Origin of the sequence: Peribacillus sp. NPDC060253, from assembly GCF_042727425.1 — a bacterium.
Taxonomy (GTDB): Bacteria; Bacillota; Bacilli; order Bacillales; family DSM-1321; genus Peribacillus.
Map to the genome: position 1 here is coordinate 56,006 of NZ_JBHXAS010000003.1, position 17,363 is coordinate 73,368.

Below are 17,363 nucleotides of genomic sequence, written 5' to 3' on the forward strand. Positions count from 1 at the left end.
CAGGGTGTAGGTTATAAAGACTTGTGAGGACCGGGACCGGTTTTTACCTTTTTCCCGTTCTCCTCCATCTTTACAGCAACACCCTTTTAAGCCTCTCTGGACTTCTTTTAAAAGGTGATCTATTGTTTGATGCAGTTTTACTTATTTTTCAAAAATGTCTCCGGATATTTTTTCCCGGTCCGGTAAAATCAAGTTAAGCAGGATTCCTACTATGGCTGAAAGTGCCATTCCGGAAAGCGATACTGTATCCGATAGTTGGACGAAAGCTCCCCCAATCCCTAACACCAGGATCACTGAAGCTATCATCAGGTTCCTTTTTTTGTCAAAATCAACCTTATTATCAATCAGCATCCTTAATCCACTTGATGCGATAATACCGAAGAGTAAGATTGAAATGCCGCCCATCACCGCAGTAGGTATCGAGCTTATGACCGCTGAGATTTTACCGTTAAAGCCAAAGATGATTGCCGTTAACGCTGCCCCTCCGATGATATACACACTATATGCCTTTGTCATCGTCAAGACCCCAATATTTTCACCATATGATGTCAGCGGTGGCCCACCGATCAAGGAACCAATCATGATTCCCGCTCCATCTCCGAAAATCGAGCGATGCAAACCGGGCTTTTCCAAAAAGTTTCTGCCAACGACTTTACTCAGTATCATCTGGTGTCCGATATGTTCTGATAAAGTGACGATGGCGACCGGTACCATGATGGCAATGACTTCCCATGAGAAGGTCGGTGTATAGGTTACATAAGGAAACATGAATTCAGGCATTTCCCACCATTGTGCTGACTTGATCGGTCCATAATCTATTATTCCAGCAACGGCCGAACAGCCGTACCCCACTATGATACCCATTAAAATGGGAATCAAGTTAATGAATCCTTTAAAGAACACGTTGCAGATGATGGTTACCGCTAAAGTGATTAGCGCAATAATTATATATGTGACGCTATATTTATCTTGTGGATCATACATCGCCATGTCCACGGCCGTTCCGGCAAGGCTTAATCCGATTACGATAATGACCGGACCCACCACAACCGGAGGGAGTATATTCATTAACCAGCGCAATCCGACTTTTTGGATAATCAAAGCCACAATCCCATATATGAACCCTGCTGCGAAACAGCCAATCATGGCCGCCTCGGGTCCTCCTAAAGCCTTTGCCGCAATGATTGGCGTAATGAAGGCGAATGATGAACCGAGATAAGCCGGTATCTGACCTTTTGTGATCAACAAGTAGGATAGTGTACCCAAGCCGCTTGATACAAGTGCGACTGCTGGGCTTAACCCTACCAAGAATGGCACCAGTACTGTTGCACCGAACATGGCGAACAAGTGTTGGATGCTTAGCGTAATCCACTGACCAACCTTTGGCACGTCCTCGACATCAAGTACGATATCCCTTTTTGTTTCTTGCATTTCGGTATCCCCCTCATGAAAATTGCTTCAAAACCGCAAAAACCCTCTTTGCAGTATATACAAAGAGGGTTTCTCGGAAAGCGCATGCCTATACATAGGCATACATCTCCGGATTGACTCCCCTTTGCCAGCCTCTCTGGACTGTCTTTAAAAGGGTTTTATGAAATTTTCATGTTTATCATTTTTCTAATATAGTGACTTGATCTATTTCATCTACTTCTGTTAATGTAACGGTAATTTTTTCAGATTGTGATGTCGGAACGTTTTTCCCGACAAAATCGGCACGTATCGGCAATTCCCTATGTCCTCTGTCAACTAACACTGCGAGCTGAATTTGTGACGGTCTTCCCAAATCCACCAGAGCATCCATTGCAGCTCTAACAGTCCTTCCGGTGAAAAGAACATCATCAACCAAAATCACTTTCTTGTCGCTGATATTGACCGGGATGTCTGACCCTTTTACGACGGGTTCACCATCATTGCTCTTTTTCGAGAGGTCATCGCGGTAAAGTGTAATATCCAGTTCACCTAGCTCGATTTCCTTACCTTCTATTTGATTGATCCGTTTAGCAAGTCGATCAGCGAGGAATATCCCACGTGTACGAATCCCGATTAAGACGCAGTTTTCAATGCCCTTATTTTTTTCAATGATTTCATGGGCAATTCTCGTCAAGGCTCTGCTAATGGCCTGTTCATCAAGTACTATCGCTTTCTCATTCAACATATCGGCCACCTCGATCCCTTTTTACTGATAGGTCTCCTTCAACAAAAAATCCTCATGCCAAGAAGGCATGAGGATTTTATCGCCATGGGTAGAATTATCCCACTAGCGTATCCGTTTCCTTCTCAGTCTCTCTGTACTGTGTTAAAGGTTCTTGTTAAGTTATTATTATAATATATCATATAAACGGATTTGTCAATCCTTACTTCTGCGTAATTGATTAATTAGCTTTTCAAACTCTTCCGGAATTGGAGCTTCGAATTCCACATACTCATTTGTACGCGGATGAACGAAACCAAGAAGACCGGCGTGCAATGCTTGTCCATCTAAATTAAGAGTCTTCTTCGGACCATATTTCGGATCTCCTGCAAGCGGGAAACCAATATATTTCATGTGAACACGGATTTGATGTGTCCTTCCTGTTTCAAGCTGGCATTCCACTAAAGTAAACGCATTGAAACGTTCGATGACCCGGAAATGTGTCACAGCATTTTTAGAATTGGTATCTGTTACAGTCATGCTTTGACGATCCTTTTTATCCCGTCCGATCGGAGCATCAATCGTTCCGAAATCATGCGGGATGACACCATGTACTACTGCTTGATACTTACGGGTAACCGTTTTGTCAACAAGCTGCTGTACAAGTTTTTCATGTGCCATATCATTTTTGGCAACCATCAATAGACCTGATGTATCTTTATCGATTCGATGAACGATACCAGGGCGCATTACTCCATTGATCCCAGAAAGATCTTTGCAGTGAGCCATCAATCCATTTACAAGCGTTCCAGATACATGTCCTGGTGCTGGGTGGACGACCATGCCGCTCGGTTTATTAACCACGAGAACATCTGCATCCTCATAATAGATATCCAAATTCATTTCCTCTGCCACTGCATCCAATTCCTCAAGATCTGGAATCGTAACTTCGATCGTATCGCCAGGAACGGATTTGTAATTAGTCTTAATAGCTAAACCATTTACTAAAACATGGTCGTCTTTAATCCATTGCTGGACTTGAGTACGCGACCACTCCTCATTCAAAGTGGAAAGAGCCTTATCAATCCTGACTCCTTTTAGTGTTTCATCGATGCTGTATAACCTTTTATCCATTATCTTTCTCCTTACCGTTTTTTTCTTCTAAAAACATATGAATCACGAGCAGTCCGACACCAATTGAAAGCGCAGCATCAGCAACATTAAATACCGGGAAACTGTAGCTGAAAATATAGGTGTGAACGAAATCCACTACTTCTTGGCGAGCAATACGATCGATGAAATTACCAATCGCACCTCCTAGCATGAGAGCAAGGGCCACTCCCAGCAAACGGCTTTCCTTCGCCATTTTCTGAATATAATAGACAAGTCCAATAATGACAGCGATGGTGATGATGTAGAAAAACCACATTTGACCTTGTAGAATTCCCCATGCTGCCCCACGATTACGATGCGAGGTGATATATAGAAGGTTTTCAATAATTTCAATGCTTTCTCCGTACTCCATTTTTTTCACAATCATCCATTTTGTCAGCTGATCGAGAGCTATGACCAAAAGGGCAATCAAATAATAAAACACATTTTTTCCCCCAAACTAATCAAATCTTCACTTTTGAATTGTAGCATAAACTAGAAATAATGACTAATACGAAAAACAAAAGGCTGTTAGCTGTACCTGGAGAATACAGGGCAGATTTGAAAAGAAAACAATACCTTTTGGATGATGATCTATTTTCAATATGAATTTTAGCCTTTTCTGTTTCCATTCCCACAAAAAAACCGGTCCCTTTACATAGGGACCGGTTTTTATTGAGCTTGTCTACAGTCTGACCGATCCCATCATTTAGGGACCGGCATTCGTTTTGAAATTACTGATTCACATAATGCTCTTTCACGACTGTTGCACAACGTGGGCAGAGTGTTGGGTGCTCTTCCACTTGACCTACCTCTTTCGAAACATTCCAGCAACGTTCACACGTTTCACCTTCTGCTTTTGTAACAAGAATCGCGATATCCTCAAGTTTAACTGCTTCTGATGGGGCACTTGCCACATCGCCAGCGATTTCAAATTCGGATACGATGAATAATTGTTCAAAGCTCTCCTTGATACCATCAAGCAGATTCTTTGTTTCTTCATTAACATATACCATCACTTTAGCGTTCAGGGATTTTCCGATGACCTTCTGGTTACGAGCTTCTTCTAATGCTTTTAGTACATTATCACGGAGATTCATGAACGCCGTCCATTTTTCTTCAATGACTTCAGCATTATCGATGGAAATTTCTTCAGGCATCAATGTCAACTGTACACTTTCTTCCGTTACACCAGGAATGAACGCCCATACTTCATCAGCGGTATGCGAGAGAATTGGTGAAACCAATTTCGTTAAGCTTACCAATGCTTCGTAAAGGACCGTTTGAATGGCCATACGCTCTTTACCGTTTGGTGCTTCACAATATAAAATGTCTTTCGCATAATCCAGGTAGAACGAACTTAAATCCTGTGTACAGAAATTATTGACCATATTATAAATTGTAGCAAACTCATAATTTTCATAACCCAGTTTCGACTGAGTGATCAATTTATTCAATTTAACTAACATGTAGCGATCGACTTCAGGTAATTCGTGGACTGCCACTTTATCGGTATCTGGATTGAATCCATCCAAGTTTCCTAACAGGAAGCGGAATGTATTCCGGATTTTACGGTACACTTCCGAAACTTGTTTTAAAATAGGATCGGAAACCCTAACATCCGATTGGTAATCCACAGAAGCAACCCAAAGGCGTAAAATATCTGCACCCAATTGGTTCATGACCTTAGATGGAAGGACAACGTTCCCAATAGATTTACTCATTTTACGGCCTTCGCCATCTAAAGCGAACCCGTGGCTCAGAACTCCCTTGTACGGTGCCTTTCCTGTTACGGCAACACTTGTAGAAAGTGATGAGTTAAACCAGCCGCGGTATTGATCGGAACCTTCCAAATAAAGGTCAGCCGGCCGCTGTAAGTCGTCTCTTTCTTCAAGTACCGCTTGATGTGAAGAACCTGAGTCGAACCATACGTCCATGATATCCGTTTCTTTCGTAAAGATACCATTCGGACTGCCTGCATGTGTATAACCCTCCGGCAGAAGATCTTTCGCTTCCCGTTCAAACCAGATGTTCGAACCGTGTTCACGGAATAGGTTTGAAATATGGTTGATCGTTTCATCCGTAATGATCGGCTCGCCGTTTTCTGCATAAAGGACTGGAATTGGTACGCCCCATGCACGTTGACGGGAAATACACCAATCCCCACGATCACGGACCATATTGAATAGGCGAGTTTCGCCCCATGCAGGTACCCATTTGGTTTCTTCAATTGCTTCCAGAAGTTCACTGCGGAAGTCTTTGATTGAAGCGAACCATTGCGCCGTTGCACGGAAGATTGTCGGTTTCTTCGTCCGCCAGTCATGTGGATATGAATGTGTAATGAACGTCAAGTTCAATAACGCGCCTGCTTCTGTTAATTTTTCAGTAATTGGTTTATTCGCTTGATCATAAAATAATCCGGCAAATTCCCCCGCCTCTTCCGTCATGACACCTTTTTCATCTACAGGACAAAGTACATCCAAGCCGTATTTTTGTCCAATGATAAAGTCATCTTCACCATGTCCAGGAGCAGTATGAACACAACCCGTACCAGCTTCAGTTGTTACATGCTCACCCAACATCACTAATGAATCGCGGTCATATAGAGGGTGTTTGGCAACGGCGCGATCCAACTCGCTCCCTTTTACCGTTTTCAAGATTGACGGGTTATCCCAACCTAGGGTTTCTGTAACTGATTCAAGAAGCGCCTCAGCAATTAAGAATTTTTCATTTTCAACAGCCACTACCACGTAATTTAATTGCGGATGCAATGAGATACCAAGGTTTGCAGGAATCGTCCAAGGAGTTGTCGTCCAGATGATGATTTTTACGCCCTCTTCGATTACACCTTTGCCCTCTGTGATCTCAAAAGCAACGTAGATCGATGCAGAACGTTTGTCTTGATATTCGATTTCAGCTTCGGCAAGGGCTGATTCACTTGATGGAGACCAGTAAACAGGTTTTTTGCCTTTATAAATATAGCCTTTTTTCGCCATATCACCGAAGACCTTGATTTGCTGTGCTTCATATTCAGGTTTTAACGTGATATAAGGATTATCCCAATCTCCACGGACCCCTATTCTTTTAAACTGCTCACGTTGATTGTCAATCTGAACGTAAGCATACTCTTCACAAAGCTTTCTGAATTCAGCTACGGTCATTTCTTTCCGTTTCACGCCTTTTTTTGTCAATGCCGTTTCGATTGGAAGCCCATGTGTATCCCAACCAGGAACATACGGTGCTTGAAAACCGCTCATTGATTTGAAACGGACAATGAAATCCTTTAATACTTTGTTCATTGCATGGCCCATATGGATATCACCGTTAGCATATGGAGGTCCATCATGCAAAATGAATAAAGGGCGCCCTTCCGTTTGTTCTTGCACTTTTTTATAGATGTTCATTTCTTTCCATTTCTCTTGGATTTCCGGCTCACGTTTCGGCAAGTTTCCACGCATTGGAAATTCAGTTTTAGGCATCAATAAGGTATCTTTGTATTCCATCATAAAATCCTCCATCCGTCTTTACAAAATTTCATTAGAACCTAGACATAGATATCCGGCCAAAATAAAAAGCCTTCTCATCCCTAAAAAAGGGACGAGAAAGCTTTGCTTCCCGCGGTACCACCCTGGCTAGAAGGATTCACAAAGTGATCCAACCTCTCGAGCATTCGTAACGTGAATGAAACGCTTCGTTTACTTACTGCAAAAGCAGGTTCAACTCAGAACTCAAGGGTGATCTTCAATAACTTCGCTTATTCCGGGCTTTCACCATCCCCGGTTCGCTAGAAATAAGTGTGTGAAGTATTTACTTTCCCTGTCATCGTCTAATGTCATCATGAATAGTATTGTTAAAAAATTATATGCGAAAAAAGTGTTCCAAGTCAAGGAATCGGTTAAATTTCCTCTTCCACTCTCTCATTTAATTCTATTTCAGTCGCATCTACTTCATAATCAAGAAGATGGTCCCAATCATCATTGTCCAGTAAATCCAGTTGTGCACCGACAAGCATTTTAAAACGGGTCCGGAATACTTTGGACTGTTTTTTCAAGTCTTCAATATCCATCGCTATTTTCCTTGCTTTCACAAGTGACTCATTGACAATTCGGTCGGCATTTTTCTCTGCTTCCTTAATGATCAGTTTCGCTTCTTTTTGGGCATTGCGCCTTAATTCTTCAGCTGCTTCTTGTGCGACAATAATCGACTTATTAAGTGTACCTTCAATTGTCGTAAAATGTCCTAAACGATCATAAGTCTCGTTCAGTTTATCTTCAATTTCTTTTTTCTCCCTCAAAATCAGTTCATAATCTTTAATGACCTGGTCGAGAAACTCATTTACTTCATCTTCATCATACCCTCGAAATACTTTGTTAAATTCCTTATTATGTATATCTATCGGGGTTAAGGGCATTACGGCACCTCCAGAACGGTTTCTACTCTAGTATATTAAAACTCTATATTCGACAAAAAATGTATGAATCCTGCTTTATATTGAATTATTTTTGCCTGCCTAACGAGATTCTCCACTTATCCTTCTTGGTTTTTCCATCAATTGACGCTATTTTACATCTGCCAAAACCTCTGATGGAAAGTGTATCACCCTCACGGCATTCTTCCGAAACGTTTTCCGTTTGCTTGAAATTCACCTTTACTTTCCCTGAAGTTATCAAGGCTTGGGTTTTTTGACGGGACATATTCAAAACGGACGAAAGCACACTGTCTAGCCTAAGAGAACTAACGGTGGTGACTTGCTCTTCCCATTTTTCATTCACTTGGATGATATTCTCGATAGGAAGCCGTTTGATGGCAACGGAAGCGTTACCTATTCTTTCTAAATTTCCTGTGAGATATAAATCCATCTCCTCGGCCGCAATAAATTGAATATGATCCTCAGTCACTATGATATCACCAAATTTTTCTCGTTTTACCCCTAGTGACATCAAGGTTCCAAGTATTTGCCTATGTTCAAGCGTAACAAATTTCTTTGGATAGGAGATATCATATAAGGAGATATTGAAATCCGATTGTTCAGGAGAGTAATAATCAGGGTAAATGAGCACACGTTTTCGCTCAACGAAATCGCTCCCGCCATTAAATTGCAGCTTCGCATCCGGATCATTCCCTATTAAGGAAGTAAGGATTTCCTGCTGGCGCGGATCAAGAAAATCAGATAGTTTCGGAGCGTAAGAATTTTTCACCTGATCAATCCAATTCATTGCCTGGTCAATAAAATCTTTTTCCTCCGGCCTGAAATGCTGATAAATACTCATGATTGAATAAAAGCTCCTTAGTTATCAAATTAATGGTCGACCATAAGGAATTGATTAAATGATTCTTCGTTGCTACTACACAGCGGAGTCTCATCCGACTGTGTAGTGAGATGCATGTTCAGGTTCATTGTTGATTATCCTATTAAAGTCTGTAAGTAAAAAATTCCATAACCGCTGGCAAAGTTAAGCACCAGCAGAGCTACAAGCGGTGAAAGATCGATCATGCCAAGTGGTGGTATGAACTTTCTGAACGGTTCTAAATATGGTTCGCAAATCTTTTCCAGGAATTTCCCAATCGCTGTTTCCCTTGCATTGGGAAACCATGACATCAATATGTAAACGATTAATGCCATTGAATAAATTTCAATTAAATAATATAAGCCTTGAAGCACTACACCCATTAATCATTACCACCTCGCTTCTTCGTACTCCTCTTCCGCGGCGAAGCCGGTGATATTACCGGAAACATCGACATTGTCCGGGGTACATAAGAATATATCTGTTCCAATTTTTTGGATATCCCCACTGATTGCATAAACAGTCCCACTTAGAAAATCGATGATTCGCTTTCCTTGATCGTGCTGGATCCGTTGAAGGTTCACGACAACAGCACGTCTGTTTTTTAAATGGTCAGCTACCTCTTGGGCTTCTGCATAAGCACGAGGCTCCAATAATACTACTTTAGAAGATTTTTGTACGCTTTGCAAACTTACGATATTCTGATTGGTATTATTCCCTGCAGAAGCGGGCTGCTGCTGTTTAGCTGACTTCACGACTTTTCGTTCAGCCTCCTCTTCTTCCATCTCTTCATCCGTGTACTCATACTCATCATCCAGCGCGAAATAAGATTTAAATTTTGATACGAACGACATCTAAAGCGTACCTCCTTAAAATTATTCGCCTACAAGTGCAGTACCAATCCTAACCATTGTAGCGCCTTCCTCAATGGCAATCATGAAATCGTTGGACATCCCCATGGACAATTCAGTACAGGGAGCATACTTCAACCCAGCATTTTGTATTTCCACCTGTATGCCCTTCAGTTTCCGGAAGCATTCCCGCAAAACTTGTTCATCATCCGTCAAAGGCGCCATCGTCATCAGTCCTGCAACATTCACCTTATCAAAATCTGATAACCCTTTTATGAAATCCAGTGTGGCTTCAGGATTCAAGCCATGTTTTGATTCCTCACCTGAAACATTTACCTGCACTAAACAGTTTATCGGCTCGCTTGCCCGTTTTTGAATTTCTTCTGCCAAAGAAATGCGATCCAATGAATGGATATACGCGATTTTGTCGATGACATTCCTTACTTTGCGTGTTTGCATGGAACCAATATAGTGCCAGTTGGGCTTGTCCTTCAGCACTTCATATTTTTTTAAAAGCCCCTCGTCACGATTTTCACCTAAATCGCTGATTCCGGCTTCCAATGCTTCCATTGCTCTCTCGACCGAAACATATTTCGTCACGGCAATTAACTTTATATCTTTACGGTCCCTGCCACTATTTTCACATGCTATATTTATTTTTTCTTCGATGTTTTTTAAATTGTCCGCTACTTTCACTGTTACCCTAAATCCTCCTTCCAACCGATAAAGCTCATCAATCTACCTGTCTTTCCGTTATCGCGACGATGTGAAAAAAACAAATCGTGATTGCAGCTTGTACAGTATGATGTAACGTCGATCTGACTTTTTGGAATTCCTGATTTTTGAAGAATCAATGCATTTAGTTGCTTAAGATCTAACTGATATTGTCCTTCACTGATTAAATTATATGGCTTTTCGTCATTATCTTCCAGCATATTCTGCACTAAATCTATGACTTTATCATCAACCACATAGCACTTCGAACAAATCGACGGTCCTATTACAGCAAATATCTCCGTTTCCTTAATACCCTCACTCCGCCATGCTTCAACCATTTTTCGTGCAATTCCATTAACGCTACCCTTCCAACCAGCATGTGCCACCCCAATCATACCATGTGCCGGAGCAAGAAAGTATAAGGGCACGCAATCCGCATAGCAAAGGGTCAATAAAGTTTTTTGATCCTTCGTATAAAATCCGTCAGTAGCTTTAAAGGCCGAAATATAATCCACTGCACCTTTCCCACCATCGAGACTGGTCACTTGCTGGATTTGCGTTTCATGCGTCTGCTCGGCTCCTATCCATTCAGTCAGCGGAAAAAACAGCTTTTCCGCTAAAGTCCTGCGGTTTTCCTGGACATCTTCAAGCTTATCCCCTACATGAAAACCGGTATTCAATGTTTGATAGTCACCTGAACTGACTCCTCCATTTTTCGTGGTGAAGCCCGCTACGAGCTGGAGATTTTGTTTTCTCCAGCTGTCTATGAGCATATATTGGTCTTCAATTATAACAAATGGCTCTATCATGATTTAAACCTCTTTATTTTTAGTCTAGTGTATCATATATTTGCGCGATGTACCCTTTAAAACCGTTCATCTTTCAGTTCTGCTTGAAATACCGTCTGATGTTCAACAAGAATGACATCTGCACCGATTTTTTTTATTTTGCGCCATGGAATTACAATATCCTGGTCCTTGCCGAAGAAACCCATTAACCTGGTGCCATTTGAAACCACTATGGCCTCAATTTTCCCTGTGGCCGTATTAATTTCAAGATCTGACATATTACCCAATTTCTTTCCGTCTGCTATATTGACAATATCCTTAATTTGAAATTCGGAAATCCTCGTCACATCACTCAGCTCCTCAAAATTTCATCATAGATGAAGGTCCTATTCTTATGTATATGACATGATTCACTCAAGGATGAAGAATACGATAAATAAACGTCACTTCAAATCAGGAATTACCTTTAAAAAGGGGGGGAACATAATAAAAAAGCCGCTATGGATAAGTTGCTGAAGAGCGGGTAATCTACATTTTTGCACTACCCGCTTCAGCTAACTTATTCTCATGCTCAGCTTCTACTGTTGGATATTTTTATTCATTTGCTTTATAGCCGCTTTTTCCAACCGGGACACCTGCGCTTGTGAAATGCCAATTTCCTCGGCTACCTCCATTTGCGTTTTCCCTTGGAAAAACCGTTTGCGAAGGATCATTTTTTCCCGGTCATTCAACCGTCTCATGCCTTCATTTATCGCTATTTCATCAATCCAAGTACTATCTTTATTCTTTTCATCACTCAGTTGGTCGAGTACATAAATCGGATCCCCGCCATCATTATAAATCGGTTCAAAAAGTGAAACTGGATCTTGTATAGCATCTAAAGCAAAAACTATTTCTTCATGAGGTACTTCCAACACCTTGGCGATTTCTTCAGCTGTCGGCTCACGAAGAGTCTGACTAATGAGCTTTTCTTTAACCTGCAAAGCTTTGTATGCGATGTCTCTTAAAGAACGGGAAACCCGAATCGGATTATTGTCACGAAGATATCTCCTGATTTCACCAATAATCATCGGTACAGCATACGTTGAAAACTTAACATTTTGACCTAAGTCAAAGTTATCTATCGACTTCATTAACCCTATACAGCCTACCTGAAATAGATCATCTACATACTCTCCCCGATTGTTGAAGCGTTGAATGACGCTTAGAACGAGTCGAAGATTCCCGTTTACCAGTTTCTCTCTTGCTGAAATATCGCCATCTTGCAGTTCTTTAAAGAGTTTTCTCATTTCTTCATTCTTTAAAACCGGTAATTTTGATGTATCCACACCGCAGATTTCAACCTTATTTCGAGACAAATTTATTCCCTCCTCACAGGAGCGCTGTACAAAAAACAGTATTTCCGCGGGAGGGAAAAATATGCACATGGCTAGAACAGAAAATCACCATTATTTTTCAATATCGTTATCAAAGTATTGATTTAATTGGCATTTAAGCACTTTATTTTTTTACACCATTTTATTAAATTCTTTTCGAAGCCTCTTAATAATCCTTTTTTCCAAACGTGAAATGTAAGATTGGGAAATCCCCAGCATATCGGCAACGTCCTTTTGCGTTTTTTCTTCTCCTCCTGCAAGTCCAAATCGAAGTTCCATAATCTGTTTTTCGCGATCGGATAGCTGTGTAAGTGCTTTCGTCAGCAGCTTTCGGTCCACGTTTGCCTCGAGGTCTTTCGTGATAATATCATCGTCAGTACCTAGGACATCCGACAATAGAAGCTCATTTCCATCCCAATCAATATTCAGAGGTTCATCAAAAGAAACTTCAGAACGGATTTTGTTATTTCTGCGTAAATACATTAAAATTTCATTCTCGATACATCTCGAGGCGTATGTAGCCAATTTTATTTTCTTCTCGGGATTGAATGTATTCACGGCCTTGATCAAACCTATGGTACCGATACTTATTAAATCTTCAATATTGATTCCCGTATTTTCAAATTTCCTGGCAATATAGACAACCAGCCTCAAATTCCGTTCAATTAAGATCGATCGTGCAGCTTCATCGCCCTTAGGCAATTTATTGATCAGTATTGCCTCTTCTTCCTTTGAAAGGGGCGGCGGAAGTGCCTCACTCCCTCCAATATAAAATATTTCGTCCGTTTTCAATCCGAGCTTGAACAATAGTTTGTACCAAAAATAAGTGAGCCGAAGAATGAATTTCTTCAAAATAATTCTCCCTTCTAATAAACGGATTATGGGTCAAGTTTTAGAGTGAATCAATAGTTCAGGAGGCATTTTGCACCGGAATCCCGGTTAACATTTTCGGGTGAACGATAGATTGATAGCTATTGTCGGGAGAGAGTTGCAAGAAGGTAAACGAAACGAGACCCTGCTTGACATGATATTCATTTTCCCCTTGAATGATTTTGATGTAATCCGGTTTGATTGCGGTTAACAATTGATGATCATGGCCCACGACTTTATAAGGAATGACCCGCATTCGTCCTGTCCATGAATACTCGGGTTGTTCTTCCTGCTTAATCAGGTTATCAGGGTTTTTAAAGAGCTCTAGCATATCGTGGGGAATCCCTGCTTCCCCACCTGAAAGCGAGATTATCATAACTGGTGAACGTGATATGGGATCATATAATTGATTGCCGCTATCCACAAGTCCATGAAACGTTCCTTCAAAGTCAGAAATTTTAACCGAGACCGTAACCATTTGTTCATGTGTAAGCTTTGTCATCTCCATCCCTTCGAGTGTTCGCTTGGAGAATTGCCAGGCGAGCGGGAACCCTATCATGACAAATATCCAGCTGACAGGATCGCCAAATCGATTGATTCCTGCATATTTAACAGGGTCCTTTGAAACGATTTGAAATTCAAATAGATAGTGAAGGCCCAGAAGGATTCCTCCCGATAAAAACGTTACAAAGTATAAAGTGGCCACCGATTTCATGAAGAGTTTTAGCCTAGTAAACCCGAATGTTGCCAAAACCATTACCAGGGATACTAAAATCTTCATGTACACTCGGTCGGCAAGAACATAAAAAGGAGTGAATGCCAATACGATAATGAAGGAACCAATCAACCCGCCGATACATACTCGCCAAAGCGCTACCCTTCGTTTGAGAATGATTGCGGTCCAATATAAAAGGAGGCAGTCAAATAACCAATTCAACAACCAGATAACATCTAAGTATAAGGTCAAACACCCTCCCCTCCTTATAGGAACTAACCTTCCACTAGCAAAAAGTATAGCGTACCTGCCCTAAGAAAGTGTGTCACTTTTTGTATTGAAAACTTAAGAGTTTTTCAGTCATTTTTACCCTTTTTGTAGAAAAACAGCTATTGATATTTTCAATACTTTCTTAGAGACTATCCTGCTCCCTTTTGCTTCTGTCGATTTATGTTATAAAAGTTTCAGAATTTCTTGACGCTCCTTTCTTTTTTCCTCATCGGAATGACAGCAAACAAGTGATGGAGACCTCGACCCCCTTACGCCCTCCAAACCATCTAATTATGAAAAAAGTTCAATAATGAGGCATTCTAACATATGGAATAAAAGGATTTTTCACTGAACCTTCAATCAACACTAAAAAGGTGTTCCAGATATCGATTATCAGGCCATTCGGTGATCAGCGAACGATCGGAAAAGCACCAATAAGATAAAGGCCATTGGACGCAAATATATAGCATCTCCTTCAAAAGGAATTCCTTTTTACACACAAAAAAAACCGTCCCCGAATGGGAACGGTATATGACGTCGATATTAACGGCGTCTATTGCGGTTACGGAGGAATGTTGGAATATCCAAGGCCTCTTCACCTTGATTAGTATTACGTGCGGGCTGTTCATTTACTTCTTCTCTCTTCACTTCACGCTTCACGTTTGACTGTGGCGTTTGTTGTGTCTGAGGTCTTGATTGCTGCTGCTGCCCAAGTGTTGGACGACCAGCAGGCCTTATTGTAGCTTCAACCTCGTTAAAGCCCGTTGCAATTACTGTAACGACGATTTCATCTTTTAGGTTTTCATTGATAACCGAACCGAAAATCATATTTACGTCCTGATCGGAGGCAGTAGCCACGATATCGGCTGCTTCCTGGACTTCAAAAAGACTTAGGTTCGTTCCGCCAGTAATATTCATCAGTACGCCTTGTGCACCATCAATCGATGTTTCGAGCAGGGGACTGGAGATGGCTTTCTTCGCCGCTTCTGCTGCACGGTTTTCACCGGAGGAAATCCCGATTCCCATTAGAGCGGAACCTTTGTTGGACATGATGGTCTTAACATCGGCAAAGTCCAAGTTAATAAGACCTGGAACAGCTATTAGATCTGAAATCCCTTGTACACCTTGACGAAGTACATTATCTGCTTCACGGAATGCTTCAAGCATTGGCGTGCTTTTATCGACGATTTCAAGGAGACGGTCATTTGGAATGACGATTAGTGTGTCAACCGATTCCTTCATGGATGAAATGCCGCCTTGTGCTTGTGTTGCACGTTTTCGGCCTTCGAAAGTAAATGGACGTGTAACTACACCCACTGTAAGCGCTCCTAAATCTTTAGCGATGCCAGCGATGACAGGAGCAGCCCCCGTTCCCGTTCCGCCGCCCATTCCAGCAGTTACGAAAACCATATCGGCACCTTTAAGCGCTTCTTCAATCTGCTCTTTGCTTTCTTCTGCTGCTTTTTTTCCTACTTCCGGGTTGGCACCCGCACCCAATCCGCGTGTAAGCTTCCCACCGATTTGCATTTTAATTTCAGCTTTTGATAGATTAAGAGCCTGTGCGTCAGTATTGACAGAAATAAACTCAACACCTTGTACGCCATGCTCGATCATTCTGTTTACCGCATTGTTTCCGCCGCCGCCAACACCTATTACTTTTATCGTTGCTAATTGTTCTAAATTAGAATCAAACTCCAACATGACAATCCTCCTATTTTGACGAAATTCCCGATTCTTTATGATTGTTATTCAAAAAAGTAACCCAGGATTTTTTTGAATTTAGATTCACCTTTTTCACCTTGTTTTTTAGCCAGGTTCTCTTTGCTTTTTTGAGAAACCTTTTGGCTGCGCTGGTCGTTATCTTCTTGTGCTTGTCCAGCTGCTACAGGAGTTTTATTGGCGGTGTTTTTTAGCATTCTCTCTTTCTTGCATGCGTGTTTAATCAGACCAACCGCTGTCGTATATTGGGGTTCCCTAACACCGATGTAATTCGGCTCGGCCGTCCTTACACGGTTTTGGAACACATACTGAGCAAGCTCCAGGACTCCCGGCATCTTGACGACACCCCCGGTCAACACGAAACCACCCGGTATATCCTGGAAGCCAAGTCTCCTCAAATCATCTTGAATCAACTCGAATATTTCGGTCACTCGCGCTTCAATGATATCCGAAAGCATTAACTGGTTGCAGGGCTGCTGCTGGTCGCTGCCGATGATTGGTATTTGGAATACTTCATCTTCAGAAGCGTCATCATAAAAGGCATGTCCATGCTTTACTTTTATTTTCTCAGCCTCTTCCATCGTTGTCCTTAGAACGATGGAAAGATCCTTCGTCAGTGTTTCCCCGCCTATAGGTATCACCGACGTGTATTGTAAATAGCCTTGTTCGAAAATTGCCAGAGTCGTTGAACCTCCGCCAATATCGACCAGAGCAACACCAAGTTCTTTTTCATCCTTGGATAAAACAAGGGAACCTGCGGCTAAGGGTTGAAGAGCGATATCGGTTATTTCTAACCCTGCCCTTTCCACACACCGCAGCGTATTATGTAAAATTGTCCGAAGACCTGTGATTAAAATCCCTCTCATTTCCAACCGAACACCTATCATGCCCCTTGGATCACTGATTTCATCAAGTTCATCAACCTTGTAATGGATTGGAACCACGTCGATAATTTCCCTGTCGGATGGTATCGTTATTAACTCCGCTGCTTCTCTAACACGAAAAACATCATGTTCGGTAATTTCTTTATTGTCACTGGATACCGCTACTACCCCATGACATGGCTGAAGCGTCACGTGATTTCCGCTTATACCGACGATTACCTTTTTTATCTCCATCCCTATCATCCGTTCTGCTTGCTCTACAGCCTTTTGAATGGATTGGACGGTTTCATCAATACCGACGATCGAACCTTTTTTAAGCCCCTCTGATTTAATATTTCCTACGCCAATTATATTTAATGTGTCATTGACCATTTCCCCAATGATAACTTTTACACTGGATGTACCGATGTCAAGACTTACGTAAATTTCGTTGCTGTTCATTCCATGGCACCTCCTTCAGTTTTATACATGTTTTAGTAGAATAACATTTTTATATCGAAGACCTATTCATTATAGAATGACAAAACTGATTACAACAACTCGCAAATTTCATAATAAGCGGTTCATTTCATATTTCCCAAACAATACTCGCAGATTTCTCA

General features: G+C 41.5%; 17 protein-coding genes. All 17 read right to left on the reverse strand.

What is annotated here, in order from left to right:
• Positions 1-141: 141 nt before the first annotated feature.
• Positions 142-1,431, reverse strand: coding sequence for a solute carrier family 23 protein (locus tag ACFWE9_RS01630; RefSeq protein ID WP_230158199.1), 1,290 nt, complete (start codon positions 1,429-1,431; stop codon positions 142-144).
• 178 nt (positions 1,432-1,609) lie between these two features.
• The gene (pyrR, locus tag ACFWE9_RS01635) at positions 1,610-2,155 is read right to left on the reverse strand and encodes a bifunctional pyr operon transcriptional regulator/uracil phosphoribosyltransferase PyrR (protein ID WP_230158200.1); all 546 of its coding nucleotides are present in this window, start codon (positions 2,153-2,155) and stop codon (positions 1,610-1,612) included.
• Between the two features lie 192 nt (positions 2,156-2,347).
• The gene (locus ACFWE9_RS01640; RefSeq protein ID WP_230158202.1) at positions 2,348-3,265 is read right to left on the reverse strand and encodes an RluA family pseudouridine synthase; all 918 of its coding nucleotides are present in this window, start codon (positions 3,263-3,265) and stop codon (positions 2,348-2,350) included.
• Positions 3,258-3,728, reverse strand: a complete 471-nt coding sequence (lspA, locus tag ACFWE9_RS01645; RefSeq protein WP_230158204.1) for a signal peptidase II — start codon at positions 3,726-3,728, stop codon at positions 3,258-3,260. The genes ACFWE9_RS01640 and lspA overlap by 8 nt, the downstream gene beginning before the upstream one ends.
• Positions 3,729-4,017: 289 nt before the next feature.
• On the reverse strand, positions 4,018-6,786 hold the full coding sequence (gene ileS / locus ACFWE9_RS01650) for an isoleucine--tRNA ligase (RefSeq protein ID WP_230158206.1): 2,769 nt from the start codon (positions 6,784-6,786) through the stop codon (positions 4,018-4,020).
• Between the two features lie 392 nt (positions 6,787-7,178).
• Entirely contained in the window at positions 7,179-7,694 is a 516-nt protein-coding gene (locus tag ACFWE9_RS01655) for a DivIVA domain-containing protein (RefSeq protein ID WP_057913479.1), read from the reverse strand.
• Between the two features lie 85 nt (positions 7,695-7,779).
• Complete coding sequence (locus tag ACFWE9_RS01660) at positions 7,780-8,553, reverse strand: YlmH family RNA-binding protein (RefSeq protein WP_230158208.1); 774 nt, start codon at positions 8,551-8,553, stop codon at positions 7,780-7,782.
• A gap of 134 nt (positions 8,554-8,687) precedes the next feature.
• Entirely contained in the window at positions 8,688-8,954 is a 267-nt protein-coding gene (locus ACFWE9_RS01665; RefSeq protein ID WP_230158210.1) for a YggT family protein, read from the reverse strand.
• Between the two features lie 6 nt (positions 8,955-8,960).
• Positions 8,961-9,425: a cell division protein SepF gene (locus tag ACFWE9_RS01670; RefSeq protein WP_230158214.1), complete on the reverse strand. Its 465-nt coding sequence runs from the start codon at positions 9,423-9,425 to the stop codon at positions 8,961-8,963.
• A gap of 21 nt (positions 9,426-9,446) precedes the next feature.
• Positions 9,447-10,118 (reverse strand): YggS family pyridoxal phosphate-dependent enzyme, encoded by a 672-nt coding sequence (locus tag ACFWE9_RS01675; RefSeq protein ID WP_230158216.1) that lies wholly within the window; start codon positions 10,116-10,118, stop codon positions 9,447-9,449.
• A gap of 2 nt (positions 10,119-10,120) precedes the next feature.
• Positions 10,121-10,945 carry a peptidoglycan editing factor PgeF gene (pgeF, locus tag ACFWE9_RS01680; protein ID WP_230158295.1) on the reverse strand — a complete coding sequence of 275 codons (825 nt, stop codon included), beginning with the start codon at positions 10,943-10,945 and terminating at the stop codon, positions 10,121-10,123.
• 59 nt (positions 10,946-11,004) lie between these two features.
• Positions 11,005-11,274 carry a YlmC/YmxH family sporulation protein gene (locus ACFWE9_RS01685; protein WP_230158217.1) on the reverse strand — a complete coding sequence of 90 codons (270 nt, stop codon included), beginning with the start codon at positions 11,272-11,274 and terminating at the stop codon, positions 11,005-11,007.
• A gap of 231 nt (positions 11,275-11,505) precedes the next feature.
• Positions 11,506-12,285 (reverse strand): RNA polymerase sporulation sigma factor SigG, encoded by a 780-nt coding sequence (gene sigG / locus ACFWE9_RS01690; protein WP_034313871.1) that lies wholly within the window; start codon positions 12,283-12,285, stop codon positions 11,506-11,508.
• Between the two features lie 150 nt (positions 12,286-12,435).
• Entirely contained in the window at positions 12,436-13,155 is a 720-nt protein-coding gene (gene sigE / locus ACFWE9_RS01695; RefSeq protein ID WP_230158218.1) for an RNA polymerase sporulation sigma factor SigE, read from the reverse strand.
• Positions 13,156-13,213: 58 nt separating this feature from the next.
• Entirely contained in the window at positions 13,214-14,140 is a 927-nt protein-coding gene (spoIIGA, locus tag ACFWE9_RS01700; protein ID WP_230158219.1) for a sigma-E processing peptidase SpoIIGA, read from the reverse strand.
• Positions 14,141-14,701: 561 nt separating this feature from the next.
• Positions 14,702-15,859, reverse strand: a complete 1,158-nt coding sequence (gene ftsZ / locus ACFWE9_RS01705; RefSeq protein WP_230158221.1) for a cell division protein FtsZ — start codon at positions 15,857-15,859, stop codon at positions 14,702-14,704.
• Positions 15,860-15,903: 44 nt separating this feature from the next.
• Entirely contained in the window at positions 15,904-17,202 is a 1,299-nt protein-coding gene (gene ftsA / locus ACFWE9_RS01710) for a cell division protein FtsA (RefSeq protein ID WP_230158223.1), read from the reverse strand.
• Positions 17,203-17,363 lie beyond the last annotated feature (161 nt).